The sequence below is a fragment of the Actinopolymorpha rutila genome, from assembly GCF_013407855.1.
GTDB lineage: Bacteria > Actinomycetota > Actinomycetes > Propionibacteriales > Actinopolymorphaceae > Actinopolymorpha > Actinopolymorpha rutila.
Genome location: NZ_JACBZH010000001.1, coordinates 1863550 through 1882181 on the forward strand (window position 1 = coordinate 1863550; position 18632 = coordinate 1882181).

Sequence of the window (18632 nt, forward strand, 5' to 3'; positions counted from 1 at the left end):
GTTCGTCGACCACACTCTGCGGTGCCTGCCGGAGCGGGAGCGCCCACTCCGCAAGCCTGCCAGGCGTTGTGACGTAGCGCGCGTACGGTATCAACGTGTGGATGAATACATTGCCCGCATTCCGCAGGGTGCGTGCTCGATGTCTGGCGCGGTGGTCGCGTCAATTGGCGGCAGGAGGACGGCGGTGCCACATTCCGCTCCCAACTCGAGGGATCTGATCTCCGACGATCGCGAATTCCCGGATCCGGAATCAACGGACCTCGCCGATATCGCGGCCCGGCACTGGGCCACCGGTCGGCTGCTGCTCGTGACGACCGGTACGACGACCCCGGAGTTCGGCCTTCCGTTCCAGCGGGCGACGGTCGCCGGGCCGGACGACCTCGACCTCCTCGACCGCGAGTCCTACGACGCGGTCGTGATCGACGGCCCGGCGATCGGAGCCGGCCGCACCACCGAGGTGCTGGCGCCCACGGCCCGCTGTCTGCGTCCGGGAGGCCACCTCGTCGTCGTGCCCGCCGACCACCGCGACGCCTCACCACCACCACCACCGCCCCCCGCCGAACTCGGCGTGCGCTGGGTCGGTCTCGCCCTGCTCGCAGAGCGGCCGTGCGCTCTGCTCCGCAAGGACGCCGGCCTGCCTCGCCGGCAGCCCGACGACGCCGAAGCCGAAGCCGAAGCCGAAGCCGACGACTCCGCCGACGTCCCCGGCCGGCTGGCGACCATGGCCCGGACTCTCGACCTCGCCGAGTGGGGGCAGCGCGCCGGTCGGGAAGCCGCACTCGCCGACCGCGCCGACAGCGAGTCCGCCCTGCTGCGGCACCTGGCCAGGCTCAGCGCCGACCTTGCCGCCGAGCAGGCCGCCCGGTCCCGGCTGGAACGCGACCACGCCGACCTCCAGCGCCGGTTCGAGACGCTCGACCGGCAGCACAGGCGGCTGCGGTCGTCGAAGCTGGGCGCGCTCGCCCTGCGCTACTGGCAGGCACGTAGCGGCCTGCGTCGCCGTCTTCGCCGGACCTCCCGATGAAGCCCACCAGAACGTGGGTCCTGCTGGCGTTGGTCGGCTGGACCTGTGCGGTCGCGGCGTACGCCATCCTCGCCCGGCCCTCGTCCGGCACCACCGTCATCCTGGTCGCACTCGGCCCCCTCGTCGCCGGGCTCGTGCAGTCACACCGCCAGCACCTCACCGTGCTGGCCCGGCTGGACCGGCAGAAGGCGCTCCTCGACCGTCAGACCGCGATCCTGGAAAGCCACGTCCACCGGGCCGAAGGCGTCGCCCGAGTCGGCGAGCGCGTCGAGGACCTCGCCGACCTCGGCCCCTCGATCGCCACCGACCTCGACGCGCTGCGTACGACCGTCGACGCGCTGCCGCACCGGGAGGAGTTCGACGCGAAGGTCCGGGCGGCGGCGGCCGACGTCATCACCCGCACTCGCAAGGGCGTTGCCGTCGACCTGCTGCTGACGTTCCGGCAACTGGAGGCGCTGCACAACCTGTACGCGCTCGGCGATGTCGACCGGCCGATGCCGCCGACGCGCGGCTGGGCGTCGTCCCCGGACCTCCTGCTCCTGCTGGCCACCCTGGTCGAACGCGAGGAGCCGGGCCTGATCGTCGAGTGCGGCAGCGGCACGTCGACGCTGTGGCTGGCCATGCTGCTGCGCCGTTTCGAGATCAAGGGCCGGGTGGTCTCGCTCGAACACCAGCAGGCGTTCGTGGAGTCGGCGTGGGCGGCAGTGCTGCGTCACGACCTCGCGGAGTACGTCGAGGTGCGGTACGCGCCGCTGGAGCCGGTGGAGCTCGACGGTACGACGTACCAGTGGTACTCCCGGCAGGCGTGGGGTGAGCTGGACGGCATCGGGTTGCTGTTCGTCGACGGGCCACCCGGCGAGCTGGGCCCGCACGCCCGGTTCCCGGCGTTCCCGCTGCTGGCGGACAAGCTGAGCCCGGACGCCGTGGTCGTGCTGGACGACCTGATCCGGCAGGACGAGGAAGAGGTGCTCGAACGCTGGCTGGCTGCGCGCCCCGACTACCACGCCGAACGCGTGAGCCTGGAGAAGAACGCCGCGTTGCTGCGCAGGACGAGCCGGCCGGCGAGCGCGGTGTGAGTGACGGACGGGCTGACAGGACGGGCTGACCGGCCAGGCAACGGCGACTTCCACCTCGCCTGCCTGCGGGCTGCCAACCCCGCCTTGGCAGTGCTGCGGCCCACCAACGACGCGCCCACGCGCTGGCCGATCTCGCCGTACGCCGGGAGCTGCCGGCCCACCCGGCGCCCGACCCGGTGACGATGGTCCGCCGCCGTCGGCTGCCTGCGCGGATGCCGGTGAACGTGACGAACCGCCCGCCCCGGTCTCACCCGGCGCGGGCGCAGCCGTCAGGATGGTCTGTGTGAGTAGAGCCCACGAAGCCGGTGCGCTGCACGCCGGCGCCGGCCACCGTGGTCCGGCCTGGCTGGTGGCGCCGGACGACCCCAACGCGCTGACGCCCTCCCTGTGGCCGGCCAACGTGACGAAGGGCGCCAACGGTGTCCTGTCCGTCGCGGGTGTCGAGGTCACGAAACTTGCGGAGGAGTACGGCACCCCGGCCTACGTCGTGGACGAGGACGACTTCCGCGCGCGGTGCCGCGACTTCCGCGACGGCTTCGCCGGCTGGGACGTCTACTACGCCGGCAAGGCGTTCCTGTGCGCCGAGGTCGCCCGGTGGGTCGCCCAGGAGGGGCTGCGCCTGGACGTGTGCACCGGCGGCGAGCTCGCGGTCGCGCTGCGGGCGGGCTTCCCGGCTGACCGGATCGCCTTCCACGGCAACAACAAGTCCGAGTCCGAGCTCACCCGCGCGCTGGACGCCGGCGTGGCCCGGATCGTGGTCGACTCCCACGAGGAGATCGGCCGGCTGGCGAAGCTGGCCGCCGACCGAGGGGTCACCGCGCCGGTGCTCGTACGCGTGACCGTGGGCGTCGAGGCACACACCCACGAATACATCGCGACCGCGCACGAGGACCAGAAGTTCGGCTTCTCCCTGACCGGTGGTGACGCCGCCGCGGCCGTCGACCGGGTGCTGGCCGAGCCGTCCCTGGAACTACGCGGCCTGCACTCCCACATCGGCTCGCAGATCTTCGACAGCGCGGGGTTCGAGATCGCCGCGCGCCGGGTGGTCGGGCTGCACGCGCAGGTCCGCGACCGGCACGGCGTCGACCTGCCCGAACTCTGCCTGGGTGGGGGTTTCGGCATCGCCTACACCACCCAGGACGACCCGGAGTCGCCCGCCCAGCTGGCCGGCGAACTCGCCGCGATCGTCGAGCACGAGTGCCACGGGTACGGCGTCGTCAAGCCGCGGTTGTCAGTGGAGCCGGGGCGCGCGATCGCCGGTCCCGCCGTCCTCACTCTCTACGAGGTGGGCACGGTGAAGCGGGTTGAGCTCGACGCCGGAGCGGTGCGCACCTACATCGCCGTCGACGGCGGGATGAGCGACAACGTACGCACCGCGTTGTACGACGCCGACTTCTCCTGCACGCTGGCCTCCCGGCGTTCGTCGGCGCCGCCGGCCCTGAGCAGGGTGGTCGGCAAGCACTGCGAGTCCGGCGACATCGTCGTCAAGGACGAGTTTCTGCCCGCGGACGTCCGGCCGGGCGACCTGGTGGCGGTGCCGGCGACCGGTGCCTACTGCCGTTCGCTGGCGAGCACCTACAACCACGTGCCGCGCCCGCCGGTGGTCGCGGTGCGGGCCGGGGAGGCCCGGTTGATCGTCCGGCGGGAGACCGAGGAGGATCTCATGCGCCTGGACGTGTGGTGACCGAGGTGACCGGGTGATCGCGACGGCGGGGCTTTCGTACTGACCGTCGCGACCGTGCAGTGAGACGACGTCTCGAATCCTGGACGTCGCGCGCAAGGATCTGCGGCGTCTTCGACACTGGACGGGCAGAATGCCGACAAGGGAGACGAGGGGCCGACGACAGATGGTGGAGCAGTCCGCGGAGCCGCCGAAGCCGGACCGGCCCCTGAAGGTCGCCCTGCTCGGATGCGGTGTGGTCGGCAGCGAGGTCGTCCGCCTGCTCGTCGAGCACCAGGCCGACTTCGCCGCCCGGGTCGGGGCGCCGCTGGAGCTGGCCGGGATCGCCGTGCGCAGGGGCGGGCGGCACCGCGACGTACCGGTCGACCCGGCCCTGTTCACCACCGACGCGCACGCCCTGGTGCGGCGTGCCGACATCGACCTCGTGGTCGAGGTGATCGGCGGCATCGAGCCGGCGCGTTCACTGATCCTCGCCGCTCTGGACAACGGCGCGTCCGTGGTCACCGCCAACAAGGCGCTGCTCGCCGAGGACGGCGCGACGCTGTTCGCCGCGGCGGAGAAGCGGGGCACCGACCTCTACTACGAGGCGTCCGTGGGCGGGGCCATCCCGCTGATCCGCCCGCTGCGGGAGTCCCTCGCCGGCGACCGGGTACGCCGGGTGCTCGGCATCGTCAACGGCACCACCAACTTCGTCCTGGACCGGATGGACACCGAGGGCACCAGCTTCGCCGAGGCGCTGGAGGAGGCGCAGGAGCTGGGCTACGCCGAGGCCGACCCGACCGCCGACGTGGAGGGCTTCGACGCGGCGGCCAAGGCCGCGATCCTCGCCAGCCTGGCGTTCCACACCCGGGTGCTGGCCTCCGACGTCCACCGGGAGGGCATCACCCAGGTCAGCTCGGTCGACGTGGAGAGCGCGCGGGCGATGGGCTGCGTGGTCAAGCTGCTCGCCATCGCCGAGCTCGCCGCCGACGGCGCCGGTGTGGGGGTGCGCGTACACCCCGCGATGATTCCGCGCGAGCACCCGCTGGCCAGCGTGCGCGGGGCGTACAACGCGGTGTTCGTGGAGAGTGCGGCCGCCGGGCAGCTGATGTTCTACGGCGCGGGGGCCGGTGGCTCGCCGACCGCCAGCGCGGTGCTCGGCGACCTGGTGACCGTGGCCCGCAACCGCGTGCAGGGGGTGCGCGGCGCGGCCGCCTCGACGTACGCCCAGCTCGAGGTGCACCCGATGGGGGAGACGCCGACGCGCTACCACATCTCCCTCGACGTGTACGACCGCGCGGGCGTGCTGGCCAGCGTGGCCAACGCGTTCTCCCGCCACGGCGTGTCGATCCAGACCGTACGCCAGGAAGGACGCGGCGCCGACGCGCAGCTCGTGGTCGTCACCCACCAGGCGCCCGACCGTGCCCTCACCGCTACGGTCGAGGAGCTCGAGGACCTGGACAGCGTGCGCGACGTGACCAGCGTCATGCGGGTGGAGGGGCTCGGCGACCGGTGAGCCGGGACGGCACAGCAGGTCATCCAGCAGGTCATCGAACAGAAGGCGTGGTGGTTACGGTGCCTCGGCCCTGGCGAGGTGTCATCGAGGAGTACCGCTCCTGGCTTCCGGTGGGTCCGGACACGCCGGTGGTCACCCTCGGCGAAGGGGGCACGCCGCTGGTGCCCTCGGCGTGGCTGGCCGAGGTCACCGGCTGCGAGGTGTGGATCAAGGTCGAGGGCGACAACCCCACCGGGTCCTTCAAGGACCGCGGCATGACGGTCGCGGTCTCCAAGGCCGCCGAGGCCGGAGTGAAGATGGTGGTCTGCGCCTCCACCGGCAACACCAGCGCCTCGGCCGCGGCGTACGCCTCGCGCGCCGGCCTGCAGCCGGTCGTGCTGGTCCCGGAGGGCCGGATCGCGCAGGGAAAGCTGGCCCAGGCCATCGTGCACGGCGCCCGGCTGCTGCAGGTGCGCGGCAACTTCGACGACTGCCTGCGGCTCGCCCGCGGCCTCGCCGAGGAGTACCCCGTCGTCCTGGTCAACTCCGCCAACGAGGACAACTACCGGCTGGCCGGGCAGAAGACCGCGGCGTATGAGGTGGTGGACGTCCTCGGCGACGCGCCCGACCTTCACCTCCTGCCGGTGGGCAACGCCGGGAACGTCACCGCCTACTGGGCGGGCTACCAGGAGTACGCCGCGGCCGGGCACGCCACCCGGCTCCCGCGGATGTGGGGTTTCCAGGCGGCCGGTGCCGCCCCGATCGTCGCCGGTGAGCCGGTCGAGCACCCGGAGACGGTCGCCACCGCGATCCGGGTCGGTCGCCCCGCCCGCTGGACCCAGGCGGTCGCCGCTCGGGACGAGTCCGGCGGCCGGATCGACGCCGTACCCGACGAGGAGATCCTCGCCGCGCAGGCCAAGCTGGCCGCCCGCGAGGGCGTCTTCGTCGAGCCGGCCTCCGCGGTCGGCGTGGCGGGCCTGCTGCGCGCCCAGGCCGACGGGCTGGTCGATCCCGGGCAACGGATCGTGATCACGGTGACCGGGCACGGCCTGAAGGACGTCGACACCGCGCTGGCGGCGGCAGGGGACCTGGTCAAGCTCGTCGTCCCCCCGGACCCGGAGGCCACCGCGCGGGCGCTGGAGCTGCGCTGACCGGGTGGGAGGTCGGGCGGCAAGCCGGACCGGAAGGCGGACGGGAAGTCCGGTGGGAGGAGAGGCGCTGATGGGCGCGCCGACGTTCGTGTCCGGGCGGGTCCGCGTCCGGGTGCCCGCGACCAGCGCCAACCTCGGTCCGGGCTTCGACGCGCTGGGCCTCGCGCTCGGCCTGTACGACGAGGTGGAGATCGGGGTCGCGCCCGGCGGCCTCTCGGTCACCGTCCGTGGCGAGGGTGCCGATGAGGTACCCACCGACGAGAACCATCTGGTCGTACGAGCCCTTCGGGCGACCCTCGACCGGCTCGGCGGCCAGCCGCCCGGGCTCACTCTGTCGTGCACCAACCGCGTTCCGCACGGACGTGGGCTGGGGTCGTCCGCGGCCGCGATCGTGGCGGGCGTGCTGGCCGGGCGGGCACTGGCCGAGTCCGGCGTCTCCGCGATGGACGACGCCGGGGTACTGGCGCTGGCGACCGAACTCGAAGGTCATCCGGACAATGTCGCCGCCTGCCTGCGTGGCGGCTTGACGATCGCGTGGATGACGGATTCGAACATACGGGGTAGCTCTGGGCAGGCAGCGGGAAAGCCGGCCGGACGGGCGGTGCGCCTCGAACCCGCGCGGGTGCAGCCCGTGGTGTTCGTGCCCCGTACCGAACTCTCCACCCGGACCGCGCGCGGCCTGCTGCCCGAGGTCGTTCCGCACGCGGACGCCGCCGCCAACGCGGGCCGGGCCGCGCTCCTCGTGGCCGCACTCACCGGAACCCAGGGCGAGACCGGCCGATCCGCAGGCGTTCCAGGTGCCCCGGACGTCCCCGGCAGTCCGCCCGCCGGTGAGGTCGACCTGGCCCTGCTGCTGGCCGCGACCGAGGACCGGCTGCACCAGGACTACCGGGCCCCGGCCATGCCCGATTCCGCCCAACTGGTCGCTGACCTGCGTAGACACGGCCACCCGGCGGTGATCTCCGGTGCCGGGCCGACGGTGCTGGCGTTCGTTCGCCCCGGTGGTGAGCAGGAGTTACGCGCCGACACGCCCGACGGCTGGGCCGTCCACGTGCTTCCGGTGGATCTGGCGGGCGCGCGGGTGACCTCCGCCTCGACCGGGGAATGAGAACGCCGGGAGGGATGTTCACAGGGGGGAGCAGCCAGAACCCAGAGATTCTGTTAGGCTCCGTGACGAGCCCGAGCCCATGTTATGGCTTGGCGCCATCTCGCCACGAATCCGGGAAGCGTTTCTTCGCTGTCAACAGTTTCTGTGGCGTCCCCTCTGTGGTTTTGTGCACTGTTTGTGCGGACAAAGGCACAGCCGGCGGACCCGGAGTCGTCGAGAAGATCCACCTCGTGCGCACAGCGCGCGAACTCCACCAGGGAGGACCCGGCATTCGCCGGCAATCGACAGGTTGGCACGCGATCACCACGGCCGACATCACGCGTGGGAAGGACCTCACGTGACCGAAACCACTGATCTCACCACCTCGCAGGCTCCCGACGTCGTCTCCGGTCAGCCGTCCCAGGAGGACGGAACGACCCGGACGCGGCGCCGCGCGAGTGGCCTGTCGGGGATGGTGCTCGCCGAACTGCAGCAGGTCGCGCAGGGCCTCGGCATCACCGGGACCGCGCGGATGCGGAAGTCCCAGCTGATCGACGCCATCAAGGCGGCGCAGGCCGGCGGCGCTCCGACACCTGCCGGTTCGGACGAGTCTGCCGCGCGTCCCGCTGCGAAGCGGGCGGCCCGCGCCAGAGGGCGCGGTGAGCAGACCCAGATCGACATCGCCGGCGGGGACACCCCGGCCGGTGACCACACCGCGGCTGGGACCGACTCCCAGCCCGAGCCCACGGCCAACGGCAATGGGCAGCGCCGCCGGACCCGTGCCCAGGTGGCGGCAAGCGAGCAGCAGTCCGCCGGCGCGACCTCCGAGCGGGTACGCGACGAGCGGGAGACCGACCGCGACAGCGGCCGGGACAACCGGCGCGACGCGGGCCGCGAGTCCGGCCGCGACGCAGGTCAGGAGAGCAGCCGCGACGGCCGTGACTCCAACCGGGACAACCGCGAGTCCCGCGACAACCGCGACAACCGCGAAGGTGACCGGGAAGGCGGTCGCGGCAACCGCGACAGCCGCGAGTCCCGCGACAACCGGGACCGGGACGGCCGCGACAACAACCGCGAGCGCGACAACCGCGACAACCGCGACAGCCGCGACTCCAACCGCGACGGCGGGCGGGGCAACCGCAACGACGACGACGAGGACGGCAGCGGCCGGCGTCGCCGGCGGCGTTCGCGCGACCGGTTCCGCGACCGGGACGGCGGTGGCCGCGACAGTGGTGGCCGCGACCGCGACGGCGGTGGCCGGCGCGGCGGCCGGGACCGGTTCGACCCGGAGCCGCAGCTGTCCGAGGACGACGTGCTCATCCCGGTGGCGGGCATCCTGGACGTCCTCGACAACTACGCGTTCGTCCGCACCAGCGGCTTCCTGCCCGGGCCGAACGACGTCTACGTCTCCCTGGCCATGGTCAAGAAGTACGGCCTGCGCAAGGGCGACGCCATCATCGGCGCCATCCGCCAGCCCCGCGAGGGCGAGCGGCGGGAGAAGTTCAACCCGCTGATCCGGGTGGACACCGTGAACGGCGCGGACCCCGAGCTGTCCAAGCAGCGGGCGGAGTTCAACAAGCTCACCCCCCTGTACCCGCAGGAGCGGCTGCGGCTCGAGGTCGACGCCAACAACCCCACGACGCGGATCATGGATCTCGTCACGCCGATCGGCAAGGGGCAGCGCGGTCTGATCGTCTCCCCGCCGAAGGCCGGTAAGACGCTCATCCTGCAGGCGATCGCCAACGCGATCACGGCGAACAACCCCGAGGCCCACCTCATGGTCGTGCTCGTCGACGAGCGTCCTGAGGAAGTCACCGACATGCAGCGGACGGTCAAGGGTGAGGTCATCGCCTCGACCTTCGACCGCCCGGCCGACGACCACACCACGGTCGCCGAGCTGGCGATCGAGCGGGCCAAGCGCCTGGTCGAGCTCGGTCACGACGTGGTGGTCCTGCTGGACTCGATCACCCGCCTGGGCCGTGCGTACAACATCGCGGCTCCGGCCAGCGGGCGGATCCTGTCCGGTGGTGTGGACTCCAGCGCGTTGTACCCGCCCAAGCGGTTCTTCGGCGCGGCCCGCAACATCGAGAACGGCGGCTCGCTGACGATTCTCGCGACGGCCCTGATCGAGACCGGCTCGAAGATGGACGAGGTCATCTTCGAGGAGTTCAAGGGCACCGGAAACATGGAGCTGCGGCTGCGGCGGGAGTTCTCCGAGAAGCGCATCTTCCCGGCGATCGACGTGGTGGCCTCCGGCACCCGGCGCGAGGAACTCCTCATGGGCAAGGAGGAGCTCGGCATCGTCTGGAAGCTCCGCCGGGTCCTGTCCGGGCTCGACGGGCAGCAGGCACTCGAACTCGTCCTGGAGAAGCTGCGGCAGACCCGGAGCAACGTCGAGTTCCTCATGCAGATCAACAAGACGATGCCGACGGCGCCGTCCTCCTCCCGCGACCGCCGCGACGAGGACTGACCCCGGCCGAGCTCGACCGAAGTTCGACCAAAGTTTGACCCGGTTCGACCCAGGCTCCGCCCGCACCTCCCACGGGAATGCGGGCGGAGCCGGGTCGGTTGAGCAGTCGTGGCGCCGAGATGGCACACTAATTCGCTGGCCCCGGTTCACGTCCCGCCCCAAGGTGTGACGACCCGGTGCCCAGAGAGCGGAGGAAAGCCGTGAAGTCTGACATCCACCCGAAGTACACCGAGACGTCCGTGACCTGCACGTGTGGCAACGAGTTCACCACGCGCAGCACGTCGACCTCCGGCAGCATCCACACCGACGTGTGCTCCAACTGCCACCCCTTCTACACGGGCAAGCAGAAGCTGCTCGACACCGGTGGCCGGGTGGCCAGGTTCGAGAAGCGCTACGCGCAGGCCCAGGGCAAGAAGAGCAAGTAGCGAGCGTTCAGCGCCGGCCGGCGGACCTTTCCGGGTCCGCATGGCCGGCGCTGTTTGCGTCCGCGCGACCCACCGCCGTACGCCGACACTCCAGATCGCTTCGCCCGCTCCGTCCGTACCCGCCCCTGAGGAGGCCTCCGTGTTCGAATCCGTCGAGACGCTGCTCGCCGAGCACGCCGACCTCGAGCGCCGCCTCGCCGACCCCGCGATCCACGCCGACCAGGCGACCGCGCGCAAGGTCGGCCGCCGGTACGCCGAGCTGGGCCGGGTCGTGGCCGCGCACACCACCTGGCGGCAGCTGGTCGACGACGCGGCGGCCGCCCGGGAGCTCGCGGGGGAGGACGCCGGCTTCGCCGAGGAGGCCGAACGCCTGGCCGGTGAGGAGGAGGCGGCGGCCGAGCGGCTGCGGCTGCTGTTGCTGCCCCGCGACCCCCACGAGGACAAGAACGTCCTGCTGGAGATCAAGGCCGGCGAGGGCGGTGCGGAGTCCGCGCTGTTCGCCGGCGACCTGGTGCGGATGTACCTCCGCTTCGCCGAGCGCCACGGCTGGAAGACCGAGACGCTCGACGTGGCCGAGTCCGACCTCGGCGGCGTCAAGAACCTCACCCTGGCGGTGAAGGGACGCAACGGCGCCGAGCCGGGGGAGACGCCGTACGCCCAGCTGAAGTTCGAGGGCGGCGTCCACCGGGTGCAGCGGGTGCCCGTCACCGAGTCCCAGGGGCGCATCCACACCTCCGCCGCGGGGGTCCTTGTGCTGCCCGAGGCCGAGGACGTCGACGTGGAGATCGAGGAGAAGGACCTGCGCGTCGACGTGTTCCGTTCGTCCGGACCCGGCGGGCAGAGCGTCAACACCACCGACTCCGCCGTCCGGATCACCCACCTCCCCACCGGAATCGTGGTCTCCTGCCAGAACGAGAAGAGCCAGCTGCAGAACAAGGAGCAGGCCCTGCGCATCCTGCGGTCCCGGCTGCTGGCCGTCGCCCAGGAGGCCGCCGACCAGGAGGCCGCCGCGGCCCGCCGCAGCCAGGTGCGCACCGTCGACCGGTCCGAGCGGGTCCGTACGTACAACTTCCCGCAGAACCGCATCACCGACCACCGGGTCGGCTACACCGCCTACAACCTCGACCACGTGCTCGACGGCGAGCTCGACGGGGTGATCGCGGCCCTGCAGGAGGCCGACCAGCGCGAGCGCCTGGGCGCGCTGGAGGGCCAGGCCGGCTGAGCCTGTCTGCCGACGACCCGGTGAACTGAACGTCGATGACCACCGCCCGAACGGTTCTGGAACCCGCGGCCCGCCGCCTCGCCGAGGCCGGGGTGGCCTCGCCGCGGCACGACGCCGAGGCGCTGCTGGCCCATCTGCTGGGGGTGCCGAGGTCCCGGCTGGCGTGGGGATCGGTCGACCTCAGCCCGGACCAGGAACGCCGGTACGCCGAACTCGTCGGCCGCCGCGCCGACCGCGAACCCCTGCAGCACCTCACCGGCACCGCACCGTTCCGCTACCTGGAGCTCCACGTAGGGCCCGGTGTCTTCGTCCCGCGGCCGGAGACCGAAGTGGTGGTCGACTGGGCGATCGGCGCCCTCGCGGCCTTCGCCGACGCGCCGGTGGTGGTCGACCTGTGCACGGGCTCCGGCGCGATCGCCGGGTCGATCGCGGGGGAGGTGCCCGGGGCGCGGGTGTACGCGGTCGAGCTCGACCCGGACGCGCACGCCTGGGCCGCACGCAACCTCGCCGGCACCGACGTCACGCTGGTCCACGGCGACGCGGCGACGGCGTTCCCCGAACTCGACGGCGCGGTCGACCTGGTGATCGCCAACCCGCCGTACATCCCGCTGGAGGCCTACGAGTCGGTCGAGCGCGAGGTACGTGATCACGACCCCGCGCTGGCGCTGTGGTCCGGGCCGGACGGCCTGGACGCCATCCGGATGGTCGAGCGGACGGCCGCCCGGCTGCTGCGTACCGGGGGCGTCACCGTCGTCGAACACGCCGACGTGCAGGGGGAGAGCGCGCCCGCGGTGTTCGCCGGGACCGGCCGCTGGGACCGCGTACGCGACCACCTGGACCTGGCCGGGCGGCACCGGTTCGTCACCGCGTGGCGGGTCGCTCGCTGACGGCGACCGGGGGCGGCGTGTCCCAGGCCGACGCACAGCCCGACCCACCGCCCGACGCCCCGGCGGCTGCCCGGTGGGTTCCCACGTGGGCATGGCACGATGAGCGACTGTGAGCGAACGCTATTCCTGCGCGGATCGGGACGAACGCACGATCGGGTTGGAAATCGCCGCCTCCGCCATCCTGGCCGGCGATCTCGTGGTGCTGCCGACCGACACCGTCTACGGCATCGCCGCCGACGCGTTCGTGCCGTCGGCGGTCGACGCCCTGCTGGCGGCCAAGGGCCGCGGCCACTCGATGCCCCCGCCGGTGCTGGTCGGGTCGGTGGCCACCCTCGACGGCATCGCCGCCGACATCCCCGACGCCGGCCGGGCGCTGGTCAAGGAGTTCTGGCCGGGCGCCCTCACCATCATCTGCCGCCAGCAGCCCAGCCTGGTGTGGAACATCGGCGAGACCGGTGAGACGGTCGCGGTGCGGATGCCCGACGAGGAGATCTCGCTGGCGCTGCTGGAGAAGACCGGGCCGCTCGCGGTGAGCAGCGCCAACAAGTCCGGGGTCCCCGCGGCGACCACCTGCGACGACGCCGAGGAGCAGCTCGGTGACGCGGTGTCGGTCTACCTCGACGGCGGCTCGACCCCGGGCTCGGTGGCGTCCACCATCGTCGACCTGACCGGCGGCACGCCGCGGATCCTGCGGGCCGGAGCGATCTCCCTCGCCCGGCTGCGCGCGGTGGTCCCCGAGATCGAGGACCTCGGCTGACGGCGGCCGGACGGCACGCGGGGTCCGGGCAGGTCGGGGGACGCGGTGCGGGGTAGTGAGTGGAACGTGAGCGAGGAGTACGACCGGTGAGGAGCGGCGCGATGGGCGACACGTTCGCGATCCTGTACGTCTGCACCGGCAACATGTGCCGATCGCCGATGGCCGAGCGGATGACCCGGGCGGCCCTCGCGGCCCGGCTCGGACCGGACGCGGACCGGTTCACCGTCTACAGCGCGGGGACGGGCACCGTCGACGGCCGGGCGATGACCGCCGAGGCGGCCGCGCAGGTCAAGGCGTACGCCGCCGACCCGACCCAGTTCGTCTCCGCCGAGCTCACCGGGTCCCACGTGGGCGGCGCCGACCTGGTGCTGGCCGCCACCCGCGCCCACCGCAGCGACGTGGTGACCCTGGACCCAGGCGCGTTGCGGCGTACGTTCACCATCACCGAGTTCGCCCGGCTCGCCGCTGCCCTGACCAACCGCACCCCGACCGACCGGGCACGCACGGACCAGGCTCCCGTGGACACTCCGCCGGAGCTGCCCGCCGAGCCGGTCGAGCGGGCGCGGGCGCTGGTCGCGGCCGCCGCCCGCGCGCGGGGCACAGTGAGACCCCCGCGCCTGGACGACGACGACATCCCCGACCCCATCGGGCGGTCGGCGGAGGTGTACGAACACGTCGGCGCGATCATCGCCGAGGCCGTCGGGGTGTCGGTCACCGCGCTGGTCGGCTCGTAGGGGCTGCTGCGTGCGCGAATACCTGCTCGTCCTCCTCGTCGCCGCCGGTACGACCTACCTCCTCGGTGGGCTCGCCCGGCGCTTCGCGGCGCGGATCGGCGCGGTCAGGGAGATCCGGGACCGGGACATCAACTCGGTGCCGATCCCGCGGCTGGGCGGTCTCGCCGTGCTCGGCGGGCTGCTGGCGGCGTTCGTGGTCTCCACCCATCTGCCGTTCCTGGGACTGTTGCCCGAGTTGCGGTCGGACGTCTGGGCCCTCCTGCTCGCCGGGTTCGTGATCGCGGTGGTCGGTGCCGTCGACGACGTGGTCGACCTGGACCCGATCACCAAGCTCGCCGGCCAGGTCGTCGCGGCGGGAATCCTGGTGGTGTCCGGCATCCAGCTGAACTGGCTGCCGCTGCCCGACGGCACCACCCTGTCGCTGTCGCCGTCGCAGAGCGCGATCGTGTCCGCGGTGGTGATCGTGGCGATGGCGAACGCCGTCAACTTCGTGGACGGGCTGGACGGGCTGGCCGCCGGGGTGGTGTGCGTCGGCGCCGCCGCGTTCTTCACGTACTCCTACGGCCTGACGGTCGGGCTGTCCCTCAACCGCGCGACCACGGCGACGCTGGTCACCGTGGTGGTCGCGGGCGCGTGCCTGGGCTTCCTGCCGCACAACTTCTTCCCGGCCCGGGTGTTCCTCGGCGACTGCGGTGCCTACCTGCTGGGGCTGATGCTGGCCGCCTCGACGATCAGCCTCACCGGCTGGCTGGATCCGAGTGTCACGGCGGCGTCGAGCGTACGGCAGAGCCTGCTGCCTGCTCTGCTGCCGCTGGTCCTGCCGATCGCGGTGATGGCGCTGCCGTTCATCGACCTGATGCTGGCGGTGATCCGGCGCACCCGCGCGGGGCGTTCCCCCTTCGACGCGGACAAGAAGCACCTGCACCACCGGCTGCACCTGGAGCTCGGGCACTCCCATCCGGGTGCGGTGCTGGTGATGTACCTGTGGGCCGGCGTGCTGTCGTTCGGGGTGGTCGCCATCGGCCTGTGGACGAGCTGGGTCACCGCCGCGGTGGTGGGTGCGGTGGTCGTGGTGGCCATCCTGTGTACCGCCGTCCTGCCCCGGCGTCGTAAGCTGCCACATCCGCTGTAGCCGGGTGATCCTCGGCGGACCGAGGCGGCTCCGGCCGGCGTCCGGACGGACCCGCGGGGCCCGGCGGGCGGCCGGGGACCGGAACCGGCCGGGGCGCAGAGCACGGTCATCGGGCGCGGATTCGGTTTTTGCCCGGACCTTGTGCTAAGTTTCACAAACCTTGATGGACTTCTCCCGAGGACGGCCGCCGTCATGACGACCGACAGAGTGACCCCCCTGCTGCGCGGTGCGCTGCTCCCGACCCTTGTGGTCGCGGTGCTCACCGTCGTGGTGAGCACGGTGGTCGCCGGCAGTCGCGGTCTGGTCGGTGCATCCGTCGGCGCGGCCGTGGTCCTCGTCTTCTCCGGTGTCGGACTGCTCGCCATGCGGGCGGTACGCACGATGTATCCCGAAGTGGTCCTGCTGGTCGCGGTGGGCAGCTACTTCGTGCGCGTGGCGATCTTCGGCGGCCTGCTGGCCATTCTCGGCACGGTCGACGGGATCGACGACGTGCTCAACCGCACCGCCACCGCGCTCGCGGTGCTGGCCTGCGTTGCCGCCTGGCTGGCCGGTGAGTTGCGGGCGTTCGTCCGCATGCGGCAGCCGATCTACGACTTCGACGACCGGCCCAGCTCGTCCAGCACAGCCGGCGGCGCCGGCGCCTCCGGTGGTGCGTCGTGACCGCCGGGAGGGGGCGCGGGTGGGTGCCGGTCACATGCCGGGCGCCATTACCGTCTCTTTACCCCGCCGGGGCTCACAACCGCGTCAACTGCTACCGTTCGGTGCGCGATGAGGCAGAACGAGCCGCTCCCGCACCGCGGGCAGGATCCCTGGGGTGCCTTCGGCTACCTCGTGGCCGGAGTAGGACTCTACGGCGGACTCGGCTGGCTCGGCGACCACTACTTCCGAACTTCCTTCCTGGTGCCCGTGGGAATCCTGCTCGGCTTTGCGCTCTCGCTGTACCTCATCTTCAAGCGGTACGGCCACCACGAGCCCAAGGACGACCAGTGACCCCGGTCACCATCACTCGACCAGTACGAGAGGAGAGCGTGTGAGCGCGATGATCCTCGCTGCGGACGGGGGCTTCACGCCACCAGGGCCGAGCGTCTTCGACCTGCCGCCCTACGTCGCCGGCATCACCAAGCCGATGACCTTGCTGGTGCTGGCCGCGGTGGTCGTCGGGGTCTTCTTCGTCATGTCGGCGCGCCGCGCGGCCATGGTGCCGGGCCGGCTGCAGTACGGCGGCGAGATGGCCTACGGCTTCGTGCGCAACTCGATCGCGCGCGACGTGATCGGGTCGCACGACTTCATGAGGTTCGTGCCGTACCTCGTGACGTTGTTCTTCTTCATCCTGGTCAACAACGTCTTCGGCATCGTGCCGTTCCTTCAGTTTCCGACGCTGGCACACATCGGCTTCGTCTACCCGCTGGCGCTGATCAGCTGGGTCGTCTACAACGCGGTGGGCATCGGGCGGAAGGGCTTCCTGGGCTACCTCAAGCACCAGACGGTGCCCGCCGGGGTCGCTCCGGCCATGCTGGTGCTGCTGGTCCCGCTGGAGTTCATCTCCAACATCGTCGTCCGGCCGATCACGTTGTCGTTGCGGCTCTTCGCCAACATGTTCGCCGGCCACCTCGTGCTGATCCTGTTCGCGGTCGGCGGCGAGTACCTCCTGCTCCACTCCGACGTGTTGTTCTTCAAGCCCGTCGGCGTGGTGTCGCTGCTCCTGGACATCGTGCTCTTCTTCCTCGAGCTCCTGGTCCAGGTGCTGCAGGCCTACATCTTCACGCTCCTGACGGCCAACTACATCTCCGGCGCCCTCGCCGAAGAACACTGATCTGCTCCACCGTGCAATCCGAGTTCCATCCGCAACGAACGACCGAAGTAACCAAGGAAAGGACTGGCCCATGAGAGGCTCGCTCGCCATCATCGGCTACGGCCTGTCGGCCATCGGCCCCGGCGTCGGCATCGGCCTGATCTTCGCGGCGTACATCAACGGTGTCGCCCGCCAGCCCGAGGCGCAGGCGCGCCTGCAGACGATCGCGATTCTCGGCTTCGGTCTGGCCGAAGCACTCGCGATCATCGGTATCGCCCTCGCCTTCGTGTTCGCAAACTGACCACCCGCAAGGGGCACTAGCCATGACATCGATCCTCGCAGCGGAGGGAGCGGTCAACCCGCTCATCCCGCATCCGATCGAGATCATCATGAGCCTGATCGTCTTCGGCATCCTGTTCTACGTCGTCCGTACGTGGGTCGCGCCGAGGTTCGAGAAGGCGTTCGCCGAGCGCGCTGAGGCCATCGAGGGTGGGCTCAAGCGGGCCGAGGAGACGCAGGCCGAGGCCAAGGCGGCCCTCGAGCGGTACCAGCAGCAGCTGTCGGAGGCTCGGCACGAGGCGTCCCGCATCCGCGAGGAAGCCAAGGAGCAGGGCGCCGCGATCGTGGCGGAGATGCGGGAGCAGGCCCAGGCCGAGGCCCAGCGGATCGTCGCGCACGCGCACACCCAACTCGAGGCGGAGCGGCAGCAGGCACTGCTGCAGCTGCGCAGCGAGATCGGTGACCTGTCCACCCAGCTCGCCGGCCGGATCGTCGGTGAGGCGCTCGAGGACGAGGGCCGCCAGCGGCGCATCGTCGAACGCTTCATCGCCGAGCTGGAGCAGCAGCCCGTCGGAGAGGCGCGATGACCGACTTCCACGGCACTTCGCGAGAGGCGGTGGCGTCCCTGCGGCAGCTGCTGCGGGGCGTCACCGGCACGCCCGCGGAGCTCCTCGAGGCCGGGCAGCAGCTGTTCTCCGTCGTACGGCTGCTGGACGCCCAACCGGCGTTGCGGCGGGCCCTCACCGACTCCACCCGGACCCCGGACGACCGGGCCGCGCTCGCCGGCAACCTGCTGGGTGCGCGGATCGGCGCCCGGGCGCTGGACCTCGTGACCGCCGCGGTCCGCCTTTCCTGGCCGCGGACGCGCCAGCTCACCGACGCCGTCGAACACGTCGGCGCGCTGGCGCTGGTGCGGTCGGCAGAGGAGGAGGGGCGCCTCGACGACCTCGAGGACGCCCTGTTCCGCTTCGCCCGGCTGCTGGAGCGCGAGGACGGCCTGCAGCTGGCGCTGACCGACCGGGGGATCCCGGCGGACAACCGGGCCAGGCTCGTCCGCGAGCTGCTCGCCGGGAAGGCCCCCGAGGGGGCCGTACCCTTGGTGGAGCAGGCCGTGGTGGCCCCGCGCGGGCTCTCGCTCACCGAGGCGCTCGACAGCTACGCCAGACTCGCCGCCGGTTGGCGGGAACGGCTGGTGGCCACGGTCCGTACGGCGACGCCGCTGAGCGCCGCCGACCAGGATCGGCTGGCGGGCGCGCTGCGTCGCCAGTACGGCCACGACGTACACCTCAACATCCTGGTAGACCCCGGGGTTCTCGGCGGCTTGCGCGTCGAGCTGGGCGCCGAGGTCATCGACGGCACGATCGCCAGTCGACTGGATGACGCGCGGCGCCGGCTGGCCGGCTGACCGCCCCGCACACACCTGAGATTGCCGAGAGAGCAG

General features: G+C 71.8%; 20 protein-coding genes. All 20 read left to right on the forward strand.

The window, feature by feature from the left end; all coding sequences use genetic code 11:
- Positions 1-307: 307 nt before the first annotated feature.
- A complete protein-coding gene (locus tag F4554_RS08310; protein WP_179786852.1) occupies positions 308-1024 on the forward strand; it encodes a hypothetical protein in 717 nt (238 codons plus the stop codon).
- Positions 1021-2100: a class I SAM-dependent methyltransferase gene (locus F4554_RS08315; protein WP_179786853.1), complete on the forward strand. Its 1080-nt coding sequence runs from the start codon at positions 1021-1023 to the stop codon at positions 2098-2100. Before F4554_RS08310 ends, F4554_RS08315 begins: the two co-directional genes overlap by 4 nt.
- On the forward strand, positions 2101-2280 hold the full coding sequence (locus F4554_RS08320) for a hypothetical protein (protein ID WP_179786854.1): 180 nt from the start codon (positions 2101-2103) through the stop codon (positions 2278-2280).
- Between the two features lie 103 nt (positions 2281-2383).
- Positions 2384-3784 carry a diaminopimelate decarboxylase gene (lysA, locus tag F4554_RS08325; RefSeq protein WP_337795927.1) on the forward strand — a complete coding sequence of 467 codons (1401 nt, stop codon included), beginning with the start codon at positions 2384-2386 and terminating at the stop codon, positions 3782-3784.
- Positions 3785-3947: 163 nt separating this feature from the next.
- Positions 3948-5276 (forward strand): homoserine dehydrogenase, encoded by a 1329-nt coding sequence (locus F4554_RS08330; protein ID WP_179786856.1) that lies wholly within the window; start codon positions 3948-3950, stop codon positions 5274-5276.
- 50 nt (positions 5277-5326) lie between these two features.
- Complete coding sequence (gene thrC, locus F4554_RS08335; RefSeq protein ID WP_179786857.1) at positions 5327-6406, forward strand: threonine synthase; 1080 nt, start codon at positions 5327-5329, stop codon at positions 6404-6406.
- A 70-nt stretch (positions 6407-6476) separates the two neighbouring features.
- Positions 6477-7514 carry a homoserine kinase gene (thrB, locus tag F4554_RS08340; protein ID WP_179786858.1) on the forward strand — a complete coding sequence of 346 codons (1038 nt, stop codon included), beginning with the start codon at positions 6477-6479 and terminating at the stop codon, positions 7512-7514.
- A 337-nt stretch (positions 7515-7851) separates the two neighbouring features.
- A complete protein-coding gene (rho, locus tag F4554_RS08345; RefSeq protein ID WP_337795928.1) occupies positions 7852-9963 on the forward strand; it encodes a transcription termination factor Rho in 2112 nt (703 codons plus the stop codon).
- 200 nt (positions 9964-10163) lie between these two features.
- Positions 10164-10388 (forward strand): 50S ribosomal protein L31, encoded by a 225-nt coding sequence (rpmE, locus tag F4554_RS08350; RefSeq protein WP_179786860.1) that lies wholly within the window; start codon positions 10164-10166, stop codon positions 10386-10388.
- Between the two features lie 139 nt (positions 10389-10527).
- Positions 10528-11610, forward strand: a complete 1083-nt coding sequence (gene prfA, locus F4554_RS08355) for a peptide chain release factor 1 (RefSeq protein WP_179786861.1) — start codon at positions 10528-10530, stop codon at positions 11608-11610.
- Positions 11611-11645: 35 nt separating this feature from the next.
- Positions 11646-12497, forward strand: coding sequence for a peptide chain release factor N(5)-glutamine methyltransferase (gene prmC, locus F4554_RS08360; RefSeq protein WP_179786862.1), 852 nt, complete (start codon positions 11646-11648; stop codon positions 12495-12497).
- A gap of 109 nt (positions 12498-12606) precedes the next feature.
- Complete coding sequence (locus tag F4554_RS08365; RefSeq protein WP_179786863.1) at positions 12607-13254, forward strand: L-threonylcarbamoyladenylate synthase; 648 nt, start codon at positions 12607-12609, stop codon at positions 13252-13254.
- Between the two features lie 101 nt (positions 13255-13355).
- Positions 13356-13988 (forward strand): arsenate reductase/protein-tyrosine-phosphatase family protein, encoded by a 633-nt coding sequence (locus F4554_RS08370; RefSeq protein WP_179786864.1) that lies wholly within the window; start codon positions 13356-13358, stop codon positions 13986-13988.
- 10 nt (positions 13989-13998) lie between these two features.
- Complete coding sequence (locus tag F4554_RS08375; protein WP_179786865.1) at positions 13999-15120, forward strand: undecaprenyl/decaprenyl-phosphate alpha-N-acetylglucosaminyl 1-phosphate transferase; 1122 nt, start codon at positions 13999-14001, stop codon at positions 15118-15120.
- 192 nt (positions 15121-15312) lie between these two features.
- Positions 15313-15780, forward strand: a complete 468-nt coding sequence (locus F4554_RS08380) for a Cg1360 family ATP-synthase-associated protein (protein ID WP_179786866.1) — start codon at positions 15313-15315, stop codon at positions 15778-15780.
- Positions 15781-15888: 108 nt separating this feature from the next.
- Entirely contained in the window at positions 15889-16110 is a 222-nt protein-coding gene (locus F4554_RS08385) for a hypothetical protein (RefSeq protein ID WP_179786867.1), read from the forward strand.
- A 49-nt stretch (positions 16111-16159) separates the two neighbouring features.
- The gene (atpB, locus tag F4554_RS08390; protein ID WP_179791372.1) at positions 16160-16933 is read left to right on the forward strand and encodes a F0F1 ATP synthase subunit A; all 774 of its coding nucleotides are present in this window, start codon (positions 16160-16162) and stop codon (positions 16931-16933) included.
- 70 nt (positions 16934-17003) lie between these two features.
- Complete coding sequence (gene atpE / locus F4554_RS08395) at positions 17004-17213, forward strand: ATP synthase F0 subunit C (RefSeq protein WP_179786868.1); 210 nt, start codon at positions 17004-17006, stop codon at positions 17211-17213.
- Positions 17214-17244: 31 nt separating this feature from the next.
- Complete coding sequence (locus tag F4554_RS08400) at positions 17245-17778, forward strand: F0F1 ATP synthase subunit B (RefSeq protein ID WP_420360747.1); 534 nt, start codon at positions 17245-17247, stop codon at positions 17776-17778.
- On the forward strand, positions 17775-18596 hold the full coding sequence (locus F4554_RS08405; RefSeq protein WP_179786870.1) for a F0F1 ATP synthase subunit delta: 822 nt from the start codon (positions 17775-17777) through the stop codon (positions 18594-18596). Before F4554_RS08400 ends, F4554_RS08405 begins: the two co-directional genes overlap by 4 nt.
- Positions 18597-18632: the final 36 nt, after the last annotated feature.